This is a genomic window from Umezawaea sp. (genome assembly GCF_057122925.1).
The window spans coordinates 66,250-90,823 of the sequence record NZ_DBNGPQ010000065.1; the positions used below are offsets into that span (position 1 = coordinate 66,250).

Annotated in this window: 22 protein-coding genes and 2 pseudogenes; 7 read left to right on the forward strand and 17 right to left on the reverse strand. The window is 69.6% G+C overall.

Annotation, left to right across the window (positions count from 1 at the left end):
• Window positions 1-79: 79 nt before the first annotated feature.
• Both AC156L_RS14795 and AC156L_RS14800 read right to left on the reverse strand, forming a co-directional pair.
• Entirely contained in the window at window positions 80-838 is a 759-nt protein-coding gene (locus tag AC156L_RS14795) for an ABC transporter permease (RefSeq protein ID WP_330876485.1), read from the reverse strand.
• Window positions 835-1,782, reverse strand: coding sequence for an ATP-binding cassette domain-containing protein (locus tag AC156L_RS14800; RefSeq protein WP_330876484.1), 948 nt, complete (start codon window positions 1,780-1,782; stop codon window positions 835-837). Before AC156L_RS14800 ends, AC156L_RS14795 begins: the two co-directional genes overlap by 4 nt.
• Window positions 1,783-1,849: 67 nt before the next feature.
• Between AC156L_RS14800 and AC156L_RS14805 the strand changes: the two genes are divergently transcribed.
• On the forward strand, window positions 1,850-2,482 hold the full coding sequence (locus AC156L_RS14805; protein WP_330876483.1) for a TetR/AcrR family transcriptional regulator: 633 nt from the start codon (window positions 1,850-1,852) through the stop codon (window positions 2,480-2,482).
• Window positions 2,483-2,802: 320 nt separating this feature from the next.
• On the opposite strand, the gene AC156L_RS14810 is transcribed toward AC156L_RS14805, so the two are convergent.
• From AC156L_RS14810 to AC156L_RS14830, 5 genes are all read right to left on the reverse strand, one after another.
• Window positions 2,803-3,837 (reverse strand): Kelch repeat-containing protein, encoded by a 1,035-nt coding sequence (locus AC156L_RS14810; RefSeq protein WP_330876482.1) that lies wholly within the window; start codon window positions 3,835-3,837, stop codon window positions 2,803-2,805.
• Window positions 3,838-3,918: 81 nt separating this feature from the next.
• Window positions 3,919-4,308, reverse strand: coding sequence for a carboxymuconolactone decarboxylase family protein (locus AC156L_RS14815; protein WP_330876481.1), 390 nt, complete (start codon window positions 4,306-4,308; stop codon window positions 3,919-3,921).
• A 128-nt stretch (window positions 4,309-4,436) separates the two neighbouring features.
• Window positions 4,437-5,300: an MBL fold metallo-hydrolase gene (locus AC156L_RS14820; protein WP_330876480.1), complete on the reverse strand. Its 864-nt coding sequence runs from the start codon at window positions 5,298-5,300 to the stop codon at window positions 4,437-4,439.
• 150 nt (window positions 5,301-5,450) lie between these two features.
• A complete protein-coding gene (locus AC156L_RS14825) occupies window positions 5,451-6,791 on the reverse strand; it encodes a ferredoxin reductase family protein (protein WP_330876479.1) in 1,341 nt (446 codons plus the stop codon).
• Window positions 6,792-7,405: 614 nt separating this feature from the next.
• Entirely contained in the window at window positions 7,406-7,879 is a 474-nt protein-coding gene (locus AC156L_RS14830; RefSeq protein ID WP_330876478.1) for a MarR family winged helix-turn-helix transcriptional regulator, read from the reverse strand.
• Window positions 7,880-8,244: 365 nt separating this feature from the next.
• Here AC156L_RS14830 and AC156L_RS14835 point away from each other — a divergent pair, with 365 nt between their 5' ends.
• Window positions 8,245-8,544 (forward strand): hypothetical protein, encoded by a 300-nt coding sequence (locus AC156L_RS14835; RefSeq protein ID WP_414719894.1) that lies wholly within the window; start codon window positions 8,245-8,247, stop codon window positions 8,542-8,544.
• A gap of 364 nt (window positions 8,545-8,908) precedes the next feature.
• Complete coding sequence (locus tag AC156L_RS14840) at window positions 8,909-9,373, forward strand: nitroreductase family deazaflavin-dependent oxidoreductase (protein ID WP_330876476.1); 465 nt, start codon at window positions 8,909-8,911, stop codon at window positions 9,371-9,373.
• Window positions 9,374-9,610: 237 nt separating this feature from the next.
• Here the strand turns inward: AC156L_RS14840 and AC156L_RS14845 are convergent, their stop codons facing one another.
• The 3 genes from AC156L_RS14845 to AC156L_RS14855 form a co-directional block, all read right to left on the reverse strand.
• Window positions 9,611-10,966 (reverse strand): HAMP domain-containing sensor histidine kinase, encoded by a 1,356-nt coding sequence (locus AC156L_RS14845; protein ID WP_330876475.1) that lies wholly within the window; start codon window positions 10,964-10,966, stop codon window positions 9,611-9,613.
• Between the two features lie 23 nt (window positions 10,967-10,989).
• The gene (locus AC156L_RS14850; RefSeq protein WP_330876474.1) at window positions 10,990-11,673 is read right to left on the reverse strand and encodes a response regulator transcription factor; all 684 of its coding nucleotides are present in this window, start codon (window positions 11,671-11,673) and stop codon (window positions 10,990-10,992) included.
• A gap of 412 nt (window positions 11,674-12,085) precedes the next feature.
• A complete protein-coding gene (locus AC156L_RS14855; RefSeq protein WP_330876473.1) occupies window positions 12,086-12,304 on the reverse strand; it encodes a hypothetical protein in 219 nt (72 codons plus the stop codon).
• Window positions 12,305-12,501: 197 nt separating this feature from the next.
• Between AC156L_RS14855 and AC156L_RS14860 the strand changes: the two genes are divergently transcribed.
• On the forward strand, window positions 12,502-13,137 hold the full coding sequence (locus tag AC156L_RS14860; RefSeq protein WP_330876472.1) for a potassium channel family protein: 636 nt from the start codon (window positions 12,502-12,504) through the stop codon (window positions 13,135-13,137).
• A gap of 4 nt (window positions 13,138-13,141) precedes the next feature.
• Here AC156L_RS14860 and AC156L_RS14865 read toward each other — a convergent pair whose 3' ends face one another.
• From AC156L_RS14865 to AC156L_RS14875, 3 genes are all read right to left on the reverse strand, one after another.
• Complete coding sequence (locus tag AC156L_RS14865; protein WP_330876471.1) at window positions 13,142-13,453, reverse strand: hypothetical protein; 312 nt, start codon at window positions 13,451-13,453, stop codon at window positions 13,142-13,144.
• A 72-nt stretch (window positions 13,454-13,525) separates the two neighbouring features.
• Window positions 13,526-14,815, reverse strand: coding sequence for a Na+/H+ antiporter NhaA (gene nhaA, locus AC156L_RS14870; protein ID WP_330876470.1), 1,290 nt, complete (start codon window positions 14,813-14,815; stop codon window positions 13,526-13,528).
• Window positions 14,816-15,848: 1,033 nt separating this feature from the next.
• Window positions 15,849-16,841: an aldo/keto reductase gene (locus AC156L_RS14875; protein WP_330876468.1), complete on the reverse strand. Its 993-nt coding sequence runs from the start codon at window positions 16,839-16,841 to the stop codon at window positions 15,849-15,851.
• A gap of 176 nt (window positions 16,842-17,017) precedes the next feature.
• Between AC156L_RS14875 and AC156L_RS14880 the strand changes: the two are divergent.
• Window positions 17,018-17,131: pseudogene (locus AC156L_RS14880) on the forward strand (DUF4314 domain-containing protein); the annotation flags it as partial.
• 344 nt (window positions 17,132-17,475) lie between these two features.
• Here AC156L_RS14880 and AC156L_RS14885 read toward each other — a convergent pair.
• Both AC156L_RS14885 and AC156L_RS14890 read right to left on the reverse strand, forming a co-directional pair.
• Entirely contained in the window at window positions 17,476-18,762 is a 1,287-nt protein-coding gene (locus AC156L_RS14885) for a calcium-binding protein (RefSeq protein WP_330876467.1), read from the reverse strand.
• 510 nt (window positions 18,763-19,272) lie between these two features.
• Window positions 19,273-20,139, reverse strand: coding sequence for a DUF4184 family protein (locus AC156L_RS14890; RefSeq protein WP_484406933.1), 867 nt, complete (start codon window positions 20,137-20,139; stop codon window positions 19,273-19,275).
• 588 nt (window positions 20,140-20,727) lie between these two features.
• Here AC156L_RS14890 and AC156L_RS14895 point away from each other — a divergent pair.
• Window positions 20,728-21,093, forward strand: coding sequence for a DUF6355 family natural product biosynthesis protein (locus AC156L_RS14895; protein WP_330876465.1), 366 nt, complete (start codon window positions 20,728-20,730; stop codon window positions 21,091-21,093).
• A gap of 279 nt (window positions 21,094-21,372) precedes the next feature.
• Here the strand turns inward: AC156L_RS14895 and AC156L_RS14900 are convergent, their stop codons facing one another.
• A complete protein-coding gene (locus AC156L_RS14900; RefSeq protein ID WP_330876464.1) occupies window positions 21,373-22,986 on the reverse strand; it encodes a hypothetical protein in 1,614 nt (537 codons plus the stop codon).
• Between the two features lie 391 nt (window positions 22,987-23,377).
• On the opposite strand from AC156L_RS14900, the gene AC156L_RS14905 reads away from it, so the two are divergent.
• A complete protein-coding gene (locus tag AC156L_RS14905) occupies window positions 23,378-23,737 on the forward strand; it encodes an STAS domain-containing protein (protein WP_330876463.1) in 360 nt (119 codons plus the stop codon).
• A gap of 159 nt (window positions 23,738-23,896) precedes the next feature.
• Here AC156L_RS14905 and AC156L_RS14910 read toward each other — a convergent pair.
• Window positions 23,897-24,532 (reverse strand): annotated as a pseudogene (locus tag AC156L_RS14910) (cytochrome P450); the annotation flags it as partial.
• Between the last annotated feature and the right edge of the window lie 42 nt (window positions 24,533-24,574).

Consider the following 24,574-nt stretch of genomic DNA (forward strand, 5'->3'; position numbering starts at 1 on the left):
ATCGGTCGTGGACATGTCCTCCCCGTGGGCGCCGGCACCAGAGGGCCGGCGGAGAAGTGCGGATGTGACGGGCGCCCGCTCAGATGTCGCGGGCGCGGAACGCGATGTGGCCCGCGACGGTGACGGCCGCCGTGGCCACCGCCAGGACGAAGAGTCCGAGCGCGGGCGACACCACGCCGTCGACGGGGACCACGACGTACGAGGCCTGCCCCGCGGTGATCGGCCAGAACCGCGCGAAGGCGTCGCCGAGGCCGCCGGGCAGTCCCGGTCCGAGGGCGGGCACGAGCAGCAGTGCGCCGACGAGCACCGCGAGGCTGCTCGTGCTCGATCGGGTGAGCACGCCGACGGCGACCCCGATGAGGGCGACGAGCGTCAGGTACAGCGTGGCTCCGACGAGGGCGCCGAGGACTCCCCGGTCACCCAGCCCGGCCGCGGGGAGCCCCGCACCGTGCAGCACCAGTTGCACCACCGTGAAGCTGATCAGGGTCGTGAGCAGGCCGGTGACGAGGGCGATCGCCGCGACGACAGCGGTTTTGGCCGCGAGCAGGCGAGACCGTGCCGGGACGACCGCGACGCTGCCGCCGATCGTCCCGCTGCCGTACTCGGGGGTGATGGCGAACGCGCCGAGCATGCCGATGACGAGCTGGGCGAAGAGGAACCCCTTCAGGCTGCCCGCGGTCGGGTCCCAGTCCGGCGGGACCGACGACGACGCCGCGCCCAGCAGGTCCGAGATGCCGAGCACGCTGAGCGCGACACCGGAGGCGACGGTGCTCGCCGCGGCGGTCCAGGTCGAGCGCACGCTGCGCAGCTTCGTCCACTCCGAACGCAGCAGGCTCATGACGCACGGCTCTCGTACTCGGTGGCGTCGTGCGTGAGCCGGAGGAAGACGTCCTCCAGGGAGTCGCGCACCCCGGTGAGCTCGTCGAGGGCGATGCCCTCGGCGGCGGCGATCTTGCCGACCATCGCCGGGTCGACCCCGGTGACGAGCAGGGTCCGGCCCGCCGTCACCTCGAACGCGACGCCCGCGCCGTCCAGTGCGCGGGCGAGGTCGTCGATGGCGGCCGAACCGACCACGACGGCCAGGGTGGTGTTCGCCCGGACGAACTCGGCCAACGTCGAGTCGGCGATGAGCCGCCCTCGTCCGATGACGACCAGGTGGTCCGCCGTCAGTTCCATCTCGGACATCAGGTGGCTGGAGAACAGCACTGTCCGGCCGTCGGCCGCCAGGTCGCGCATCAGGGTTCGCGCCCAGCGGATGCCTTCCGGGTCCAGGCCGTTGAGCGGCTCGTCGAACACCAGTACCCGTGGATCGCCGAGCAGCGCCATCGCGATGCCGAGGCGCTGGTTCATCCCCAGCGAGAACTCTCCCGCCCGACGGCCCGCCGCGTCGGTCAGCCCGACGACGTCCAGCACCTGCGCGACCCGCTCGGAGCCGAGCCCGGCGGCTTGCGCCACGGCGAGGAGGTGGTCGAACGCGGTTCGGCGGGGATGCACCGCACGGGCGTCGAGCAGAGCGCCCACCGTCCGCGCCGGTTCGTCGAGGTCGACGATGGAACGCCCGTCGATCGAAATGCTGCCGTTCGTCGGCCTGACCAGGCCGAGCAGCATGCGCAGCGTCGTGCTCTTCCCTGCCCCGTTCGGTCCGAGGAAGCCGGTGACGGCACCGGGCAGGGCGGTGAAGGACAGGTCGTCCACCGCCGCCTTGCCGTTGTAGCGCTTGGTCAGGTTCCGCACCTGGATACCGGCGGCGCCCGCCGGTGCGGCCGTGGATCTCGTGGACATGATGATCACCCCTTCGGAAACCACACTACACGGTGCAGTGTGGTTTTCCGGAGAATAGGATGAGGACGTGGCGACGATCAAAGCGGCTGAGCAGACACCGGGGCGACGCCAGCGGTCCGAGGGCAAGAGGTCTGCGATCCTCGACGCGGCCGAGGCGCTGTTCATCGCGGACGGCTACGAGCGCACCAGCGTCGACGCCGTCGCCGCACGGGCGGGCGTGTCCAAGCGCACCGTCTACGACCACTTCGGCGACAAGCAAACCGTGTTCCGCGGCGTCCTGGAACGGGTCAGCGAGGCCGTGACCGCGACCGTGCGGACAGCGGTCGACGAGGAGCTCGTCGAAGGACGCGAACTGTCCGAGGGCCTGACCGCCTTCGCGCTGCGAGTGGCGACCGAGGCGTTCCCGTCGTCGAGCTACGCCACCTACCGCCGGCTGAGCTCCCAGGAGCCGTCCGCGCCACGGCTGGAGGAGCCGGCACGCGAACACCCCGAGCGCTTGGTGGAAGAGCGCTTCACGGCGCTCATGGCAACCGGCGAACTCCGAACGGCTCCTCCGCGCCGCGCCGTGAAGCACTTCACCGCCCTGACGTTCCTCCTCGCACTGGAACCGCTGCGAGAAGGATCGCCGAACGCGGAGGCGGAGTTCCGCGAGATCATCACCGAAGGCGTCGACGTCTTCCTCCGCGCGTACCGCCGCTGAGGAACAGTTCACCCTCGGGCAGGCGGGCGAACCGCCTGCACGCAGAGGCGCGCCCACCGCCCGGAGCGCTCCACGAGTTCGGACTGAGCGACAACACCGTCAGCACGACGAGCGGGCGGGACGGGCCCGGACGCCCGAGAGGAGGAATGACGGCGAGAGGAGCACGAGCGGCTCGCCACCGGGTAGATCATGAAAATCTTCGGAGTACGGCCTGGGGTCAACCGGCCGTCGTGGAGTTCGGGCCCGACCGCGAAAACCACCGTCCGGCTGGAGGTGATCTCCAAGCTGGGGCCCCAGCTTGGAGATCACGGTGCGCGCGGCTATCGCAGCTTCAGCTCCAGGGTGTCCGCACTCGAACCGCCGCCGCAGGTCGGTGCTCCGGCGACGAAGTACGCTCGGCCGTCAACCTGCCCCGCGCCGATCCCGTGGCGGCCGCCGAGCGGCATCGACGCGACCGTCGACCAGCGGTTGGTCCGCGGGTTGTAGATGGTCACGTCGTCGAAGGTCTCGGTCTCGCTGCCGGGCCTGCATTCACCGCCCGCGTAGACGATGCGGCCGTCGAGCACGACCGCGGCTCCAGCCGACCGCGGTGCAGGCAGGGGTGCGGCTTCGGTCCAGCGACGGGTGCGGGCGTCGTAGACGTCGTGGCGGGCGAGGTTCTGGTCGACGTCCTCCACACGGCCGCCGATGACGTGGATGCGATCGCCGAGCACGGCGACGCCCGCGTGGTCGCGCGCCTCAGCGGGCAGTTGCGGTGCGGTCGACCACGTGCGGCGCGCAGGGTCGTAGACGAAGTGCGTTCGGACGGTGCCGAAACCCAGCTCGAACGGCACACCAGGGATGGTCTCGACGCGGCGGGAGTCGCGGCCGCCGATCAGGTGCAGCTTGCCGTCGACCGCCGCGACGCCGACGGAGCCGAGCCGGGCAGGCATGTCGGGCAGGCGGGTCCACCGATCACGTCGTGCGTCGTACTCGAAGGAAACGGACTGGGGATCGATGTGCACGACGTTGGTGAACCCGCCGAAGGCGTACAGCTTGCCGTTCAGGCCTGCGACACCGACGTGCGAGAGTTCGCGCGGCAGCGGCGCGTGGCTCGCCCACTGCCGGGTGCGGGGGTCGTAGCTGTTCACGAGGTTGGACGCGTACTTCGGCTCGGTGTTTGCGCTCTCCACACTGCCGCCGACGACGTAGACCCGGCCGTTGAGAGCGGCGACTCCGACCTCGGACCGCGACTGCGGCAGCGACGGCTGGGCGCTCCAGGTGACCCGCTCCTGTGTCGGGCCGGGTGTCGACGACGGGGGAGTCGCCGCGGCGGGCACGCCGCCGACGACAGCGACACCTCCCGCGATCACCATCGCCGCCCACGCAGCGCCAATCGTTGTCAGAGTTCGCATGAGCTTCCTATCGGAGATCGAGTGGACAAGAGACGTGCGGGCCTACGCCTGGTGATGGACCGTTTCGTCGCTGGCCGCGTGGCGGATCGCTTCCATCGCCAGCGAGGTGCACGGCTGTCCGAGGTAGGCGGTGAGCAGAACCATCAGCTCGGTGAGCGCCTCCTCGTCCAGGCCGGTGCGGCGGGCCAGTGAGAGGTAGGTGGACAGGCGCCCGTCGGTGACGTTCTGCGCGACGAGTGCGGTGATGACGGCGATGCCGCGGTCGCGGTCGGTCAGCTTGTGTCCTTGCCAGCCGGGGCCTCCGGCGGCTTCGAACGCTTCCCTGGCGTACACAGCGCCTGCGCGCTCGTTCATGATGCGTTCTGCTTCGGCGGGGGCCACTCCGAAATTGCGGGCGTAGACCTCACGCCCGGAGGCCGCGCGGGCGCTCATCCGGCACACGGGAACGGTGGTGTCATGTCCTCTTCCTCCTGTGGAGGTGATGGGTGAAATCCGGCCCCGGTTGTCGAGGTGGGGCGAGGAAGGGGTCGGCGGCCGGATCCCCCCCGGCGCGATCTGGTTCAGCCGGGCCGTCCGGCTGCTTGTGCTGACAGCAGAGGGATCCCCTGGTAGGAGCCGAGGTCGTGGGCGGGGACGATCTGCATCAACTCGTCGAGGGAAACCATGCGCAGCAGGCCTTGCCGAAGCAGTTCGGGATCGCTGTCGGCGAGTTTGCTCAGGACCCACGGTCGTTCGACGCGACGGCGGATGCCGTCGATCTGCCAGGTGAGATCGCCGATGAAGGCGTACCGCTTCCCGGTCGGCAGGGTGACGAAGACGATGACCGAGCCGGTGGTGTGGCCACCGGCGAGGGCCACGACCACCGAGCCGTCGCCGTGCACGTCGTAGCTCGATGCGAAGCCCAGGTACGGCCGGTCGTCGAAGCGGTACTCGTGGATCTCGTGACCCTTCGAGACGCTGCGGTAGACCTTGCCGTCCGCGTCCCGGGCCGCGTAGTCACGTTCGCGGGCGTTCATCCAGAGGGGAGTGCCGCGCAGTCCGTCGAGACCGCTGACGTGGTCCCAGTGCGAATGGGTCGGCAGCACGCCGAGCAACCGGCGGCGGTCGTAGCCGATGGCGTCGAGCTGGCTGCTGACCGTCGGACCCGCTCGATGAGGAGCGCGCACGAACCGGGGCAGCATCGCGATGTGCGTGGCGACGTCGGCGCCGAAGCCCGCGTCGATCAGCAGATCGCCCTTCGGGTGCTGCACCAACACCGCCGATGAGGCGAACTCCCGTTTGTCGCCGAACGACCCTCCCTTGAAGGCGAAGGCCGCGCGTGTCGTGTACGTGCCGGTCGGCAGGTGGTAGAGGGCGAACTCTGCCGGCGGAGACGCCTCGGGCAGTGGCTGCGACCACGGGAGGGGAGCGACGAGAGGTGGCATGGAATGATCGTACGAGGCAAGAATGTCTCAGTCAAGATGTTCTTAACTGAGAAGACTTGCCGTGCGGGGCTCAGGTGTCCGCTCCCGCGTCAGCGACACGTGGCGGCCAGCGGTGGTGGGTTCGGGGAAGATCGGGTCGTCCGTGCGACGTCAACGCCAGTCGAAGTACTCCCGGTGGATGTGTCGGGAGGCGACGCCCGCCCGCCGCAACCGCGTCTCGAAGGCGGACAGCATCGCGGCGGGACCGCACATGAACACGGACAGCCCTTCCGGGTGTCCGCCGACGTCGACGAGCACCCGTTCCGCCGTCAAGCGCCCTTCGAGGCTCGAATCGATGATGTGAGCGTGCAGGTCGTCGTGCCTGTCGGCGATCGTCCGGATCTCATCGGCGAATGCCGGTGCGCCGACGGCGGAGTAGAAGAAGTCCACCCGGTACGGCAGGGGGCCGTCGAGTGAGCGCAGCCAGCTGAGGAAGGGTGCGACCCCGACGCCACCGGCGATCCAGACCTGCCGGTCGGTGCCACGCCGATGGTCGAAACGTCCGTGCGGGCCGCCGATGACCGCGGGCATGCCCGGCTCGACGAGTTCGTGAAGGCGCGACGTGTAATCGCCCAGAGCCTTGATCGTGAAGCGCAGGTCCCTGTCGTGCGGGGCGCTGGCGATCGTGAACGGATGCCGGTGCCAACCGTCCTTGGCCTCGAGGTAAACCATGGCGAACTGCCCCGGCATGAAATCGACCCCGCGCCCGATCGGTTGCAGGGCGATCTCCACCAGGCCCGGCTCGATCTCCTCGACCGTGGCGACCTGGTAGTCGTGCAACGACTGGAAGAGCCGGGCCGGCAGTTCGCGATAGACGTAGAAACCGAGGCCGACGGCGCCGATCGCCAGGTAGCTCCAGTACCGGATTGGTGAGGTGTCGAACGCCGTTCCGTCGAGGACGCCGTGAACGAACCCGGCCGCGACGAACAAGCCGGTCGTCCGGTGTAGTGCGCGCCAGCGATCGTAACCGCCGAAAATTCGACGGAAAGCCGCGAGGCCGCGCGCGTCACGAGCCGCTATCACCGCAGGGCGCAAGGGTCGGGGAACCACGGATTGCCACCTCGGCAGGATGGCCCACAAGGCGAGCCCCACCAAGCCGGCGATGCCGATCACGGCGAGGGCGCCACCGAGTTCACTGACGTCCGGATTCGACGACAGCATGATGTGCGGCGCCAGCAGGACCAGTCCGGTGATCGCCAGCCTGCGGTGCCAGATCGCGGCCCGGTCGATGCCGTCGAACCACGCCTCCACCCACGGCAACGTGCTGATCAGCACGAGCGCCACCGACAGCAGCAGTACGGCTTCGGCTCCGAAGAACTGCCCGAGGTAACTCCCGAAATTCTCGTCGGGCGGACGCCGGATGAGCCAGATCGAGCCCTGTGCGACAACGAGGCCCATGATTGTCGCCGGCCCGATGTGGCGGGTTGGCACGCGTGGTGCGAACGATCGCATGTGATGAACTTCTTCCATCTTCGTGGCAGTTGAATGGAGTGGAGGAATGTGAGCCTGGCATGTCCGGAAATCGGATCCGGCCGATCGACGATATCGACGAGCGCTGCCTTGTCCTGGACATGAGGGCCTTCGCCACCGACATCGGCGAGGCGTCGCTGTGCGGATTCGAATCCTCGGTGTTCCGCGGCGCGCGCCGATATCGAGCGAGGTTCCTGAGAAATCGACCCGTGCCGATCGGGGTGCTCGGTCCGGATCGCCCTCGTGCGCGAAGGTGGGGTGATGAGACCCGGGCAGGAGCTTTCCGGGCTGCGGGGCGTGGCGGTTCCCGAGTCGTCCGATCGCGTGAGCGACCGGCGGTCCTGGGGGCAGGGCGTCGGCGACGAAGCTCAGGGGCAGGTCGCGGAACGCCCGCGTCGGATCCCGCCGGGGCCGGAACATCGCCGCGCTGCTACGACGATGTCGATGAGGGCGCGGAGGGCGCAGGCCGGATCGGCGCGGGGTCCAGGTGTCACACCGACGTGGCGGGGCCGGGTGCGGTGGTCATGGTCGCGGCGGGGGCTTTCGATCGTGGATCCGCGGGGCGACGTGCCGCGACGCACGACTTCCGGGGGCCGTCACAGGCAGGAACCAGGGTCTTCGCTGTCACCGATGATGGCGAACAGCATCTGGCGGAAGTGCGCGATGTGTTCCTGCTCGTAACCATCGAGCGCCGAGGCCTCGACGGCGGCGCTGGCCTCGGCCACCGTGGCGCGCAGGGCTTCACCGCTGTCGGTGATCACCGGGATGCGCAGGCGGCGGTCGTGCGGCGAGCTGTGACGCACCACCAGGCCTCTGCGTTCGAGCCGGTCGAGTTGGCTCATCAGGGTGGTCTTGTCCAGGCTCAGGGTTCTGCCGAGTTCTCCCTGGGTGAGGCCGGGGGTCTTGTGGAGGGCGCTCAGGACGATGTACTCGCGCAGGGCGAGTCCGTGTTTCTCGGCCTGGTCGCCGGTGGCGTTGTGCATGTGCTGTGCTGCTCGGTGCAGCAGCCAGGTGAGCTCGGAATCCGGTGAAGGGCGAGGACCCGGCACATCCGCGTCACGTGCCGTCATGGCGATCTCCTAATCTGCTCGAACCGCTGTCGGCCTCGGAACCCGCGGTGGTGGCGGCTCGCCAAGGGTGCCCCTGCCGAGGCGGCATCGCGATGCGCCGCGACGACGCGCTGCACCGAACGCCGCTGGTGGATCGACGCGCCGGTGGAGCGACCGCCGAAAACTATCATCTAAGAAATTCCCAGGCAAGAAGTTCTTGGTTCAGACTTTCTCCGGGTTCGGCCTGCCCCCCGGCGCCCGCGCACGCCGCGTCACGCGTCGTGTGAGGCTCATGGGCGAGAAGCGTCCCGCGAACTCCGCCCTGATCGGGACAGCCAGATCGGCACCCCGTCCGAGACGCTCGCGGTCGCGAGGGGTGCACGGCCGTGGCGTCTCACAGGTCCGGTGAAACCGAGGACACGAGCACCGCCGACCTGGCGGCGGTCGCGCCACCAGCGCCCGCGGGATCGGCCGCCACCGTGAACACGCGACCGCGGTCCTCCCGCTCACCGCTGACGCGCAGGGCCCGAAGAACGCCGGTGCAGCTGGTGCTGGTCTCGCTGTGCCACTGGATCGGCACGTTCTCCCGGTCGACGGTCGACCGCCGTTCCACGGTCTCGTCGCGATCACCGCGGGGATCGCAAGATGATCGCAAGGTTCACGGGGCGCGATGTGGGCGACAGTAGGGCGGGCCACCACGACAATCCCCGGTGCGAGACCAGGGGTCTGCCGCACGGGGCGCGGCAGACCCCCGTCCGGAGCACGTTCCCTGCGTGAAAGAGATGAAAACCGCACTGTGACCGCGATTCCCGGCGACCACGACGAATCCACCCTGATCCTGATCTGCGATCACTGCGGTCGCACCTGCGACAGCGGAGACCCACCCCCGTCGGTGTGGGAGGATCTGTGGGAGCGTGCGAGCGGGGCGGGCTGGGGTGGTCGCGATCGGGCTGTCGGACCGCACCACTGCTTCCGCTGCGGGGTGTAGAGCCGCGCGGCGGCCTCTTGTCGTCCCGTCGTCGTCAGGTGGCGCAGCGTCGAGGTGGTGTCGTGGGTCTGGTCGATCGCAGGCCGTCCGGTCTGGTCAAGCACCTGTTCCGCGCGCCGGTCCTGCTCTACCGGCTGGGGCTGGGGCGTGTGCTCGGACACCGCTTCGCCTACCTGGCGCACACGGGCAGGCGGTCCGGCCTGCGGCGCGACGTCGTGGTCGAGGTCGCGCGCTACTCGCCCGACGTGCCGGAGGTGGTGGTCGTGGCAGGCTGGGGTGACCGTTCGGACTGGTACCGCAACCTCCGCGCGGCTCCGGCGCTGGAACTCCGGGTGGGCGAGCGGACGTGGATCGGACCGGACCACCGCTACCTGCCGGTCGAGGAGGTCGCGGAGGTGCTGCGGAGCTACCGGCGTGACCACCCGCGCGCGTGGCGTCGCCTGGCGCGGGTGCTGGGCGTTCCCGCCGACGGCGGCGGGGACGACGCGGCGAGGTCGTTGCCCGCCATCGCGTTCACACCTCGCTGACCTGCCAGGGCGTCGGTGCTCACCCGTCCGCCGCTGGTGACGTCGTTCGGGGCGACGAGCCGGTGGACACCGGTGACGACGGTGAGGTCGGTGGTCGATCAGGCTGCTGCGTCAGGGTGGGCATGGGTTCGGGGAACACCGACGACGTTTCGAGCGGTTCCGGTTCGTCCTGGGCGCTCACCCCGCACCCGGCCGCCAGCACGCCCGTCACGATCAGCGCCGCTACTGCGGAGCGTGTCATCGTTCTGCCTCCGGGATCTCGACGACGAAGCGAGCGCCGCCACCCGGTCGGTCCTCGACCCAGGTCGCGCCGCCGTGGCGCTGCACGTGCTGGGCGACCAGGGCGAGGCCGAGACCGCTGCCGGAGTCGGTGCCGCGGCTGCCGGAGCGCGTGCCGCGGGCGAAGCGGTCGAAGATCCGGTCGCGGAGGTCGTGGGGGACGCCGGGGCCGGCGTCGTCGACTTCCAGCCGCACCACGGAGTCGTGGTGCGTCACGGCGACGCGGATGGCTCCTCCCGCGTGCCGTTCGGCGTTGTCCAGGAGGTTGGCGACGACGCGGTCCAGCCGTCGGCGGTCGACGAGGACCAGGGGAGCGTCCTGGTCGACGGTGACGTCGATCGCGGGTTCGGAGCGGGTCGCGATGATGTTGCGCACGAGGTCGCCGACGTCGACGGGTTCCAGTGCCCGGTCGTCGGTGACCTGGTCGGCGCGGGAGATCTCCAGCAGGTCCACCACCATCCGCGCGAACCTGTCCACTTCGGACGACAGCAGGTCCAGCGCCTTCGCCGGTGGGCCTCGCAGCTCTGCCCGACGCCGCAGCACTTCAGCGGCGTTCACCATCGTCGTCAGCGGCGACCTCAGCTCGTGGCTCACGTCGCTGGCGAACCGCGCGTCGCGCAGCACCCGCTGTTCCAGGGCGTCCGCGGTCGCGTTGAACGTCGTGGCCAGTGGTGCGAGGTCCGGCTCCGCTCGTTCCGGCAGCCGGGCCCGCAGGTCGCCGCCCGCGATCCGCGACGCGGCTTTCGTCAACTCCGTCAGGGGGCGCAGCGCTCTGCGGCTCGCCCACGACCCGAGCAGGAAACCCAGCAGGGCGCTGAGCAGGGTGCCCGCCACGAGCAGGCTGCTCAGGTAGCGGAAGGTGCGGTCCAGCTGGAGGGTCGGGAAGAGTTCGAGGTACACGGCTTCACCGGATGCCACCGGCAGGGTGACGGCGATGGCGGGGATCCCGTCGATCACGAGCCGTTGCCGGGCCGGTGTGCCCTCGCGAGCCAGTTCGACGAGCCTGGCGGGCAGTGCCGTCGGGTCGACCGGCCGTCCGCTGCTGAGGATCTGGCCGTCGCGGAACAGCAGGATCGTGGAGTCGGGACCGGTGGTGAGGCCGGTCAGCAGGTCGTCCAGGCCGTCGGACCCGCGTCGCAGGGAGTCGTCGACCAGAAGCACGTTGACCTCGGCCTGCCGCACGGCGCTCTGCTCGCGCTGGCGCAACATGTACCCGGAGGCGAGGTTCCAGGTCGCGGTCGCGAGCACGCTGGTCACCAGCAGGGAGCCGAGTCCGAGCACGGTCGCGACCCGCCACCGCAACGACACGCGCACGGCTCACCCCACCCGCTCGGTCGTCATCGGGCCGGATCGACCTTGTAGCCGGAGCCGCGCACGGTCAGCAGCAGCCTGGGTTCGTCGGGATCCTTCTCGATCTTGCGGCGCAGCCTGCGGATGTGCACGTCGAGCAACCGGGTGTCGCCGAAGTAGTCGTAGCCCCAGACCCGCTCCAGCAGCTGCTCTCGCGTGACGATCCGGCCCGCCGCCGACACCAGTTCGACCAGCACCTGGAACTCGGTCCTGGTCAGGTGCACCGGCACCCCGTCCCGGTGCACCACTCCCTCGTCCACGCGGATCTCCAGATCGCCCACGCGGAGCAGGTTGTCCACCCTGCCTCCGCCTCGGCGGCGCAGCAGGGCGCGGATGCGGGCCGCGAGCTCACTGGCCACGAGCGGTTTGGTCACGTAGTCGTCGGCGCCCGCTTCGAGTCCGGCGATGACGTCGGTGGTGTCGGTGCGAGCGGTGACGATGATGATCGGCAGGTCGCCGCGGGAGCGCAGCGTGCGGCAGACGTCCAGCCCGTCCACGCCGGGCAGCATCAGGTCGAGCAGCACGACGTCGAACGACGAGGACTCCAGCTCGCGCAGCGCGTCCTCACCGGACACGACGTCGGTGATGTCGAAGCCCTCGTCGCCCAGCGCCAGCACGAGGACCTGCCGGATCCGTTCGTCGTCCTCGACGAGCAGCACGCGGTGGTTCATGGCCCTCCTGTCCCGGATCGTCTGCTTCGACAGCTTGCCCGACCGAGGAGGTGTCGACCGGTCGAGCGGGGCCGAGTGCTGGATCGCAAGACGATCGCAAGGTTCGGGGCGTCGAGGGTGACGCACAATGCGGCGGTCACCACCACGTCGCGGACGTAACGGGAGCGTAACGTTCGCCTAGGTCACTGATCTGGGTTCCCGGTGAAACCGTGGTCCGGTACGTCGGAGTCAGGGTCTTCCGCCGGATGGAGGTGAGGGTGCGATGACCGCGCGTCTCGTGCGAGCGATCACGGCGGTGTCGACGTCCTGACGGGCGTCGAGGACCTGCTCTCTCCACGGGTCGCCGTCAGCACGGGATCGTTCCTGTGGAACCGAAGCACCGGACCCGAGGTGTGAACGCCGAACCGCGTGGTCACCGGTTCGAGTCGCACAGGGCGCTCAACCTGTGGTGGGCGAGCCGGTGCAGCATCTCCTGCAGAGCCTCGGGAACGATCTGCCCCTCCAGGTCGTGACGAGCGACGGCCACGACCTCGGCGATCGTCGAGGTCGTGAGCACACCTCGGAACTCGGTGAGCAGTTCTCCCGAGACGACCCGCGTGTGGTGGTCCGACCGCTGCACCAGTGCCGTCATGGTGCCCTCCGTTCGTCGACGTTGTTGATCCCATCGTCGGTTGACGACGCCGGATTTGACCTGACGAGTGGCTGACGATGCGGTTGGCGGTCCGCGAGCGCAAGCAGATCTTCAGGTGCGCCGGTGCGGGTGCGGTGCGACGGTGGTGACGAGCCCCACCGTGCCGCGGGCTCACCCGCCGTCGTGGAGGAGAACGGATGTTCGGTCGTGTCGTCGTCATCGGCTACGGCGAGACCGGGCGCCGGGCGGCGCTGACCCTCGTGGAACTGGCGTCCGCGACGAGCCTCGTGGTCGTGGAACCCGACTGGTCCCGTGCTCGGATCGCGGCCCACGACGGAGCTGTCGTGGTGGAGGGCGACGGGGGAGACGGCGAAGTCCTGCGCCGCGCCGACGTCGACGTGGCGCTCTGCGTCGTGATCGCGGTGAACAGCGACGAGGCGGGCGTGCTGGTCACCTCGGCAGTCCGGCGAGCGACCAGGTCGGCGATCATCACCGTCGTGCGCGAGGCGCGTGCGAGCGCACTGGCCACCCACCTCGGCGCCACCCGCGGGATCGTCTCCGACGAACTGGCGGGTGGAACGATCAGACGACCGGTCTTCTGGCCCGATCTGCTGGGCCCGTTCATCGACGCCTCGGCTCACGCCGACGACCTGGTCGTCGCGCTGCGGCCGGTCAGCTCGACCGAGATCGGCCGTGACCCGCTCCAGTTCGGTCCACGGGTGTTGGCCGTGCTGCGCAACGGCCAACGGCTCTGGTGCGAGGAACCCGAAGCAGCGCACCTGCTGCCCGACGACCACCTCGTGGAGTTGCGGGGAAGCGCCCCCGGCGGTTGAACCGTCAGAACCACCCCACATCGCCCGGTACGGCGCCCGCGGACGGTTCGTCCCCCGCCTCGGTGAAGGCGAGCAGCGCCTCGACCAAGCCGTGCCGCGTGGACTGGGGCATCCGGGCCACGATCTCGGCGATCTCGGACCGCCGCCGCTCGGTGGCACCGCGCACGACCTCGTGTCCCGCGGCGGTCAGCCCCAGCACCACCTCACGGCGCGTGGCCGGGTTCTGCCGCCGGTCGACCATGCCCGCGGCGACCAGCAGCCGCGACGCCGTGAGAACGGCGTCACCGCCGCGGTCGACGCTCGTGAGGGCGTGCACCGAGCGGGGACTCCCGCTCCGTGACACCGACTGGACGCGCGAACCGGTGCGCGGCCACTGAGCCGGAGGCCGTCAGTCCTCGCGTTGGTGCACGTCGGGAATCCCGTCCTGATCCGCGTCGACCGATTCCTCGGCGCAGATCCGCCGGTGAACCCGGTTGCGGGCGCGCAGGACGACCGTGGCGATCAGCCCCGCGAGCAGGGAGCCGACGAGGATCGCGATCTTGGCGTGCTCGTCGCTCTCGCTGCCGGCGCCGAAGGCGAGGTCGCCGATCAGCAGGGAGACGGTGAACCCGATCCCGCCCAGCACGGCCAGGCCGATGACGTCGGTCCAGGCGAGGTCGTCGTGCAGTTCCGCGCGGGTGAACCGGGCCACGAGGTAGGTCGCGCCGGTGATGCCGATCGTCTTGCCGAGCACGAGCGCCAGCACGATGCCCAGCGCGACCGGGTCGGCGAGCGAGGTGAGCAGGCCGCCGAAGCCGCCGACGGTGACGCCGGCGGCGAAGAACGCGAACACCGGGACCACCACGGCGGCCGAGATCGGCCGGAACCGGTGCTCGAAGTGCTCGGCGAGGCCTGGCCCGGTGCCGTGCTTGCGGATGACCGGGACGGCGAAGCCGAGCAGCACCCCGGCGACGGTGGCGTGGATGCCGGAGGCGTGCACCAGCGCCCAGGTCGTCGCGGCCAGGGGGAGCAGCAGCCACCACGACCGCACCCGGCGCTGCACCAGGAAGGTGAACACCGCGAGCGGGAGCAGAGCCAGTGCCAGCGGGATGATGGAGAGTTCGCGGGTGTAGAAGACGGCGATGATCACGATGGCGAGCAGGTCGTCCACGACCGCCAGGGTGAGCAGGAACGTGCGCAGCGCGGACGGCAGGTGGTGGCCGATCACGGCCAGCACGGCCAGCGCGAAGGCGATGTCCGTGGCGGTCGGGATCGCCCAGCCGCTCAACGCCGCCGGGTTGCCGAGGTTGACCGCGGTGTAGATCAGGGCGGGCGCGACGACACCGCCGACGGCGGCGGCGACCGGCACCGCGGCCCTGCGCGGGTCGCGCAGGTCGCCCGCGACGAACTCGCGTTTGAGCTCCAGGCCGGCGACGAAGAAGAAGATCGCGAGCAGGCCGTCCCCGGCCCACGTCGCCAGGGTGAGGTCCAGGTGCAGCGCGGCAGGGCCGACCCGCACGTCACGCAACGCCTCGTAGGCGGAGGACCAGGGCGAATTCGCCCACACGAGTGCGAGCACGGCGCCGATGAGGAGCAGGACACCGCCCACGGTCTCCTTGCGGAGGATCTCCGCGACGCGCTGGGTCTCGGGCCACGACCCCCGGTCCAGCAGTCGAACGCGCCGCCCGGCGTCAGCCATGCGTCACCGCGGCGGGGGAGAGGGTGGTGGGAACGACGGTCATCAGCGGCTCCGGGTGTGGTTCGGCTCGGTTCGCCGACCAGGCGATGGTGGGGGAGAACCGCGGCCGGGTGTTGCCCGGTTGGCGTTTCAGCGTGAAATCCTGGTGTCGTGGCACCAGGGTTTCACGTCCTCGTCCCGGCCGCTCATGGGCAGCAGGTGTGGTGGGGCGAACGCGTTGGTCGCGCTGAGGTAGGCAGGCCGAAGCAGCACGGCTGGTCATCATGCCGTGCTCATCCGCCGCGGCATGATCACGACTGCATCCGTGCACCGGTCCTTGTGGACTCGCTGTCACCTGGACGGATGAGTTTTCGGCAGGTAAAACCCTGCGAACCGAGTTCGCCTACGCCCGTGCCGGCACGCAGTCCTGCCCACCAAGGCACAGGTTCACAAGGCCCTCGCCGAGTTCACCGGCCGTTGCGACGAGAACGGAACCGCCCCAGCGTCCTCGCGCTCGCCCGCCGGTTCGGACTGAGCAGTACCACGTTCCGGCGCAACTTCCCCGACGTCGCCGGCGAGATCGGCGCAGCCCGGACCACCCCACCAGCTCCAGGTCCGCGCACGTCGAGCCGCTACGACCAGTTGCCGCCCGGAACGCGAAACTCCGCCGCGCCAACCGTGATCTCCGGAACCAGTTGTGTTCACCGCGGCCCACGTCCAGCGCTCAACGCTGAAGAACGACCGGCTTCGTCGCGCGGATGAAGCGGCAGCCGGAGTTACCCGGCTTCCCCGGCCGACACCCTCCTCGGAGGACGGTTCCCAGCCGGGCCGGCGGACACCTGGCAGCAGTCCCGGAGTCACACCGCCGACCGGTCGACCCGGTCAGCGCGCTGATCGCGGTCATGCCGGCCGTTTCGCTGCTCTGCCAAGAGACCCGTCCCGGTGGGACCGCGCTGTGCACCTTCGTCTGCGACCCCGAGGACGACAGCGATGATGAGGACACCGGCTCGCCGCCCGACGATCGACCACTTCGCGGGCGCGTCGAGCCCACCGGCTAATCCCGAGCGATCTCAGCGGTGCGCGCGGGGGTGTAGCGCTCGCCCACCACCTGGTCGCTCAGCGGGTCCAGCGCGGCCAGCGCCTCGGCGTCCAGGGTGAGCTCCAGCGCGGCCGCGTTCTGCTCCAGCCGGGCCGGGCTGCGGGTGCCCGGGATGGTCACCACCGCCACCCCGAGCCGCTCGGCCTGGGCGTGCACCCAGGCCAGCGCCACCTGGGCCGGGGTGGCACCCAGCCGGTCGGCCACCTCGCGCACGGTGTGCGCGATCTTCTCGTTGGCCTCGCCCGCCTCGCCTGCGAAGCGGGGGTTGGTGCGCCGGAGGTCCTTCTCGCCCAGCGTGGAGCGGTCCAGGGTGCCGGTCAGGAACCCCCGCCCCAGCGGCGAGTACGGCACCAGCCCGACCCCCAGCTCGGCCATCACCGGGGTGACCGCCTCGACGTCGCGGGTCCACAGCGAGTACTCGCTCTGCACCGCGGTGATCGGGTGCACCGCGTGCGCCCGGCGCAGCAACTCGCCGTTGACCTCGGACAGGCCCAGGTGGCGGACCTTGCCCGCCTCGACCAGCTCGGCCATCGCCCCGACGGTCTCCTCGATCTCCACGTCCTGGGGCGGGCGGTGGGCGTAGTACAGGTCGATCACCTCGACGCCCAGCCGCAGCAGCGAGGCGTCGCAGGCGCGCAGCACGTAGTCGCGGGCACCGCGGATGCGGCGTGCCCGGTCGCCGGCGCTGCGGTCGATGCCGAACTTGGTGGCCAGCCGCACCTGGTCCCGGCGGCCGTGGACGGCCCGGCCCACCAGCACCTCGTTGTGCCCGGTGCCGTAGGCGTCGGCGGTGTCCAGGAACGTGATGCCCAGCTCCAGGGCCCGGTCGATGGTGGCCAGGCCGCCGTCCCAGTCGGCGGCGCCGTAGCTCTCGCTCATCCCCATGCACCCCAGGCCCATCGTGCTGACGGTGAGACCGGGCGAGCCGAGCGTGGTTCGGGTGATCATGCGCGGGTACTCCTCCTGCCCGGCGAACCGGACGGTGCTTGGCGGGCTGGCGAACGCCTCCGACGCTAGGACCTGGAGCGCGCTCCAGGTCAAGCCGGAAGGCCGGCCCCCGCCGGCGGGTCAGGCGCGGCGGGGCGGAGGCGGGCGAGTGCACACCGCAAGACCGCGTCGAACTGGTGAGCACCACCGACGCGCACACCCGACTCGAGCCCGGCGATCAGGGCGCCATCACGGTCGTCGACGATCTGGGAACCGCGCACAGTGGCCGGGACAACGGTTCCGGGCTCGGAATGTCCATCCGGGACGACGACACCACCACCCTGCCGCCTACCTTGGCCGCCGACCACGACGACGTCACTCCGGCGCACCTCAACCCAGACTGGGGTCCTTTGTGGAGAGAAGCGGACGTGGTGTTCCAGTGCTCGCCGCTGACGCTGGTGACGGCCGCGGGGATCAACGCCGTCACGGCCGCGGTCGACGCGGTGAGCTGGGTGTGGTGGGCAGCGTCGGTCAGGTGGAGCCGCTCGTACGCGATCCGAGGTTGCGGGGTGATCTCCGGGTGGCGTTCCGGGGGCGTTCGGGTGGGGGCCCGCCGCCCTGGCGGGTGGCCAGGGCGGCGGGGTGTGGGGGTGGTTCAGCAGCCGGAGGTGGCGTCGCCGGGATCGGTGGTGCAGGTGTCGGTGCCCAGGCCGCCGTTGGCGGTGTCGCCGCCGACACCGTCCTGGGTGTCGACGGTGTCGTTGCCCAGGCTGCCGGACAGGGTGTCGGCGCCGTCGTGGTCGATGAGGGTGTCGTTGCCGTTCTGGCCGTCGAGGGTGTCGTTGCCCGGTCCGCCGTAGAGGGTGTCGGCGCCGTTGTCCAGCAGTCCGAGGATGTCCTCGCCGTAGCTGGAGTCGTTGCCGGGACCGCCGTAGATGGTGTCGTTGGCGTTGCGGCCGTTGATGGTGTCGTTGCCGCCCAGCGCGCAGATCACGTCCGCGCCGTTGGTGCCGGTGATCGTCTCGCCCGCGTTGGTGCCCACGATGGTGCAGCCCAGCGCGTTGTTCACCGCGGTGGACTCGGCGTCGGTGTCGTTGCCCGGCGTCGGGTCGCTCTCGGTGGCGTCCACGGTCGCGGTGGCGGTGATGGTGCCGGTCGCGGCGGGGGTGACGGTGATGGTCACGGTGGACGAGCCGGACGCGGCGACCGCGCCGAGCGAGCAGTTGACGTTGGGGGCGCTGATGCCGCACGAGCCCTGGCTGGACGTGGCGGACACGATGCCCGCCGACGCGCCGGAGAAGGCGGTGTTGGCGGTGACCCCGGTCGCTCCGGAGGGGCCGGAGTTGGCCACGTTGAGGGTGTAGGTGAGGTTGTCGCCGCCCAGCGCGACCGGGTCGGCCGACTCGGCTATCGATACCGACATGTCCGCACCCGCCGGCGGGGTCACGATCACGTCGAGGGCCAGGTTGCCGCTGGAGGCAGTGGTGTCGAGACCACCTACCTGGATCCAGTGGGTCGTGGACGTGCTCGCGGTGAACTCCACCCGGGATGTGAGGTCCGGGAAGTTGACATCATCGTCGCAGGCGACCTCGGAGAGCGATCCTAGGCTCGCGCCGGTGTAGACGGCCAGGACGGTGTCGAAGTCCGATCCCGCCGTGCTGGCGACAACTCCGGAGCCCGCGCTGACCGTCAACCCGTACCACACCGTGTGCTCAAGGGTGAAGGCCGTACAGGAGGGGTTCAGCGGCTCGCCGGACTCGGTGGTCGCGTCGGCGGTGTTGAGGCTGTCGGTGAACGAGCCGGTCTCGGCTTGGGCGTTGGCGAAGTTGTCGTTGGCCGGGGCCACCGCCCATCCCGGTGTCGCGCCCGCGACCATGAAGGTCAGGGCCGCCGCGACGGCACCCACCGATCTGAGTAATCGTCGATAAAACTTCCTGCGCATGAGCAACTCCATTTCGGCGGCTAACTCTGGGCAGTGCCGCCTCTATCGCGGATGTATGCCTCTTCTCGATCGTTGAGCAGGGCCGGATCGTTGCGCGAAGGCATTTGCTTTCCGATCGCTTCCTTGTGGAAATTGGATGGTGATCGGGCATACATGCTCTGCGCGGGGAAGAGTTTCAGGCAGTGGCCAAAAGACCTTTTTGACTAGGCTGAAAGCCTCTTCTGCTGGGCCGTTGGGACTCTCCGTGACAGATCCGATCGGCCCAGCGACAAACATCGGTGTGAACTGTATTTCGGTCACCCGCATGGCTGGCCGCCGTTCGGGGACCCGTCGTGTCCGCCACCGGACCACAACACGCTCGTCGCCATTCCCGTTGGCGCGGAGCCTCGGTGCCGGTCCCGTGGTGGGTGCGGTGCGGGACGCGGTTCGGTCGGACGTGGCCTGAACGGCGAAGCCAACGGCTGCGCAGGATGAGGCGGCTCCCTGCCTGACCGGGTTGCGAGGTCATCGTCAGCAGGATCGCGGGACGTCGCGTGGCGGCGGCGCCCCACCTCCCGGACCTGGTCCGGTCGAGCCACGCCCACGGGTGGCAAGACGGCTCAGGTGCCAGCCAACGGCGTAGATCGCCAGCACGACGCAGAGGGCGGCGACACCGTTCACGGCGAACTGCCTCACCGCGAGCTCCGCCATGTCCTTCCCGGTCCACGTCGGCGGAATGATGTCGGGCGGGAGGTCGGAGTGGTCCATCTCATCGGCCGCGATGAGTTGCCGGACCCCGCTCACCGCGCCGATAGTGCCCAGCACCAGAGGCGCTGCCACCACTGCGCTCCAGACCACCGTGCGGAGCCGAGCCGGGAGCCGCAGACCGGTCGGGATCGGTTGCGTCGACGTCGCCCGCCACCAGCGCCACGTCCAGACGAGGAGCGCGGCGAAACCCAGTACACCGCCGGCCAGGTCCAGTTTTGGCGAGTGATCCTCACCGAACGCGCCGCCCAGGCGGTCCCACGCCACATGAGTCGCTGCCCCGATCACCAGTGAAACGGCGATCCACCACGCCGCGGTTGCCCGCCGCCAGGTGAACCGCTCCGCGGACCGCCACACGCGCCCCGCGGCGGCCGGGGGCAGGAGCGCCACCACGGGCCGTTTGAGCAGCACGTGGAACACCACGAGCAGGACCAGGGCGAGCAACGGGTCGAGCCAGAACACCGACGACGCGTGGTGGGTGCGGGTGAGCAGCGTGCCGGTGGGATCGAGCCACGGCAGGGGGACGTAGTACGTCAGGTCCGGCGCCATCGATCCCATCACCAGTGCGGACGGAACCAGCGGACCACGGGAGAAGGGGAGGATCGCCGCGGGGTGGGCAAGGGTGAACGGCACCCGCGGAACCCTAGCGACCGTGTTCCCCCGCATCGACGGATGGCCAGGTGGGTCGCACGGTCCTCAGTTGCTGTGGTGCGGTTTTTCCTTGGCCGCGGAGGGGGGTTCGGCACGTGGGGCGGTGTTTGTTTTGTCGTGGTGGCGTGGTTGTCGAGAACCGTCTCTGCGTGGGATTTCCTGAGGAGTTCGAGAACGGCGGCGACCGGGTGGTGGAAGTGGTCTGGAGCAGATGGAGGTGATCTCCGCCGGAGCCACATCATGTTCCGAGTTCAACTCGCCGGTGTTCCCGAATTCAGGATTCACCAACAGCCGTCGCACGGGAACCTCTAGAAGCGCTGCGAATGTCGGGGTCGTGCACTGAGGGCGAGGTGTTGCTGGTTCGAGGGTGGTAGCTGGTCGCCGACTTGGTGGGTCTGCATCGGTGGTAGCAGTGGGCATTCATCCAGGCAGGTCACCAGGCAGTGATCTCGCGGATTGGTTGTTCATGTCCGCGGGTCGACCGTAAAGAATGCCGGTCGCGTAGAACTGGGGCGGTCAATCGACGAGTTCCTGATCGGGACTCGATTTCAGGAAGGTGGGTGTCCCCAGATGCGCCAACTCCAACGTGTCGGTGTCGTGATCGCGGGAATGTTGCTGGCGGTCTTCTACACCGTGGCCCCTGGTCAGGCGGCTGATCAGGAGGTCCCCGTCCAGCAGGTGTCGCAGGAGATCTCGGTCCAACAGCCCGTCCAGGCCGCGACCGACGACCAGGATGTCCTGGTGTGCGGTTTCTACAAGGATGTCTGGACGGCGTGGTACTCGCACTGCGACACCACCTGCATCTTCATCTGGGTCGACCACTACCCGGCCGGTAGTGGTGGGCCGGACGGGTGGAAGAAGATCCCGACGTACGGGACGTACGACATCGGCGGGGCCGGTGACGTTCACAACGCGTGGTACGACCACGTTTGTTGAACACCGTGAACGACGGGCCCACCGCGGAATTCCCGCGGTGGGCCCGTTTCGACGTCGGTCGGCTCGTAGGTCAGGTGGTTCGATGACGTGGACACCTCGCCGACCGAGCGCCCTCTCCAGCGCGGTCGGCTTCCGACCTTCAGGGAGAAACAACATCGAGCTCGTGGCCCCGAGGGTCGCCTCCGAGGAACACGACGTGCCCCGCGAGTTCGCCGTGCGGATCGTGGACCAGACCATCCTGAAGCCAGGCGACCGCGGACGCGCACCGGGTCCGGAGCCCTACTCCACCTTTTCGAGGTCGATCACGTCGTCGAGTTCCTCGTCGTCGAGTTCGTCCTCGGGCTCTCCTTCGGCTCCGTCGGTTGCCTCCACGGCCTCGTCCGATTCGCTGTGTTCGCCGAACCAGTCCTCGTCCTCGCTCGCGGACTCGGCGTGCTCGGACTCGGAGTGCTCGGACTCGTCGACGATGAAGTCCTCGTCCACCTGGCTCTGCGACGGCGACACCGTCTTCGTGTTGTAGAGGGAGAGGGCGTCCCGCAGCCGGGCCACCGGCGTGCTCCTGGCCGCGAGGCGGTCGAGGTCGGTCACGTAGTGGGTGCTGAACGGGATCTGGTCCAACGCCATGACCATCGCGTCCTTGTCCATGCGGAGCGCCTTGGCGATCGTGGTCAGGGCGCCGACCGTCGTGGTCTTCCAGAAGCCACCGGAGCGGTTGCTGAACCGCAGGTCGGCGAAACCCTGGTTGCGCACGAGGCTCAACGACAGGTAGCAGACCGTGCAGGGCCGTTTCCCGCCCGCCACCGCCGACGGGCCGGTGTGCTCGGCGAGCACCTGGGTCAGCACCAAGTTCTGTTCCGCGTGCGACTTCGGGGTCCGTGCGGCGACGGTGACCATGACCGTCTTGCCCATCGAGTCCTTGGCGACCTTGCCGTCCGGGCCCTTCTGGGAGACCTGCTTCTTCGTTGCGGCGTCCTCACCGTCGACCGCGATCACGTGCCCTGCGTGGCGCGTGGCCACCAGGGCGGCCGCCGCGTTCGCCGGGGGGCCGCCGTTGACGATGGGCGCGTCCGCGAGCAACGTCGCCAACGCGGCTTTGACCGGTTCTTGCTGCTTCGGCCAGATCAGGCAGTCCACCGCGATCTGGGCCAGGCGTTTCTCGCCGTTCGGGCAGTTCCGGCCGTGCAGCACGTCGTAGAGGTCCGCGAGTTTGCGCGCCTTGGACTTGACGTGGGGCTTGAGCTGGGCGTGGTTGAGCCCGTCGATCATGTCGCCGAGCCGCTTGCCGTGCAGGTTCGCCACCACCGCCTTCTCGTTGGCGCTGATCAGCATCCGTCCGTTGATGAGCATCACCTCGATCTCCGACGAACCCTTGCCGTCGGTCTGGAGCACGACGGCCGAGATCTGGTTCGCCAGCTGGCGGTCCCGGATGTTGTTCTTCGGGACCGCACCGGAGGCGACGCCGTTGTCCAGCCACTTCCCCTTGGCGGTGTGCGACAGCGCTTTCGCCCCGGCCTCCTGCTCGACCTTGTCGGCGACCTTCTTCTCGACGGCCTTGGTCGTGGTCAGGGAACCGGACGTGTCGACCTGCTCGCCGAGCTCTTTGTCGCCCGCTTCTTCCGCGGCTGCGGCGGCGTAGCGGTGGTGGAGCTCGTCGACCAGTTCCGGCCGGGTGTGCAGGTGGCCGAGGAGGCGCTTCGCATATCCCTCGACCCTGGTGCGCACCGGCTCCGGGAGGCCGTCGAGAACCGGGAAGCCGCCGTCAGGCATCTCTTCCGGGATCATGACCACGTCGGCCTGCGTTGCGGTGGGATCGAGCTTGGCCCGCTTCGCGGTCGGCTCGTCGCCGTTGACGGGTGCGGGCCGCTTCGGCGCCTGCCGGCCAGGTGTGGTCATGGAGGAACCTCATGTCAGGAGGGGGAGTGCGGCATGATCGTTGTCGGCCGCGGTGGGGGACCTGTTACAGACCTTCGGTGGGTGCCGGCGCGCCCCTGCGCCGGGTACCGCGTCACATCACGCCACGATCGGGCCTTGTCGGGGCCTGACGGATCGTCTCGCGGCGCTGGCGGTCACTCACCGTGTTTCTCCTTCGGCGTGGGGGAGGTGAATCCGAGGGCGAATGAACGAACGACCCGACCGGGGCTGCGTGGTCGAGGGTCACCGAGTACGGTCGGAGCGACGTTGTGTGCACTTCCGGATCGGGCGGCTACCACAGCCAGCCACCTGATTTGCTCGCACCCGCGACCTGCGCGGGTGCGACCAAACCCAGGCATCGGAGGACCGCGGGATGGACGACGAGGCACTGACGGTGAGCAGTGAAAAACTCGACAACGCGCTGGTCGTGCACATCGTGGGTGAAGTCGACCTGGACACCGTCGACCTGATGGACACAGCCCTCGCCGAGGCCGCGGCGACCGTGACCGCGCCGGAGATCGTGGTGGCCGATCTGACCGACGTGACGTTCTTCGACTCGATGGGCATCTCCTCGCTGTTGACCGCCCGTCAACGCTGCCAGGAGCACCGGGTGTCCTTGGTGGTCGTCGCCTCCGACCGGCGCGTGCTGAGGCCCATCAAGCTCACCGACCTGGACCGCGTTTTCACCGTGGTGGGTGCGGTGGAGGAGGCGGTCCGGTCGGACGTGGCGTGACCGCGTCGCTGGCGGTGGTGAGTTCCTGCTTGGTGTCACGCGCCAGGGTGAGTCGTCGCGGGCCCGGTGAGCACGCACTGTCCGGCACCGACGCACTCGCCGCCGTTCACGGTGATCTTCATGGGCCGCTCCTGCTGAGGTGGGACGGCGGTTCGTCCTCTACCAGGTCACCGGGAGCTGGTAGAGGCCGTAGACGTTCGCGTCGTCCTTGAACGGCAGCTCGTCGACGTCCACCGCCAGCTCCAGGCCGGGGACGCGTCGGAACAGCGTGCCGAACACGATCTGGAGCTCCATCCGGGCCAGGTTCTGGCCCAGGCACTGGTGCGGCCCGAAACCGAACGCGACGTGGTGGCGGGCGACGCGCTCGATGTCGAGGTCGTCCGGGTCCTCGAACGCCCGCGGGTCCCGGTTGGCCGAATGACCCAGCGCCAGCACGCCTTCGCCCGCGCGGATCAGCTGCCCGCCGACCTCGACGTCCTCGACGCACAGCCGGGCCGTCCCCACGTCGATGATCGTGAAGTACCGCAGCATCTCCTCGACCGCGTTGAGCGTCTTGGCCGGGTCGGCCTTGATCATCGCGAGCTGCTCCGGGTTGCGCAGGAACGCCACGGTCGACAGCGAGATCATGTTCGCCGTCGTCTCGTGGCCTGCGACGAGCAGCAGCAAGCCCGTGTTGACCAGTGCCGACCTCCGGTAGGTGCCGTTCGCGCGCAGCTCGACGATCTGCCGCCCGAGCAGGTCGTCCGGCGGGTTCTCCTCCTTCTCCGCGATGAGGTCGGCCATGTAGCCCTGGATGGCCCATGGACGCCCACCGTTCCTCGTGCGCTCGTGGGGTAC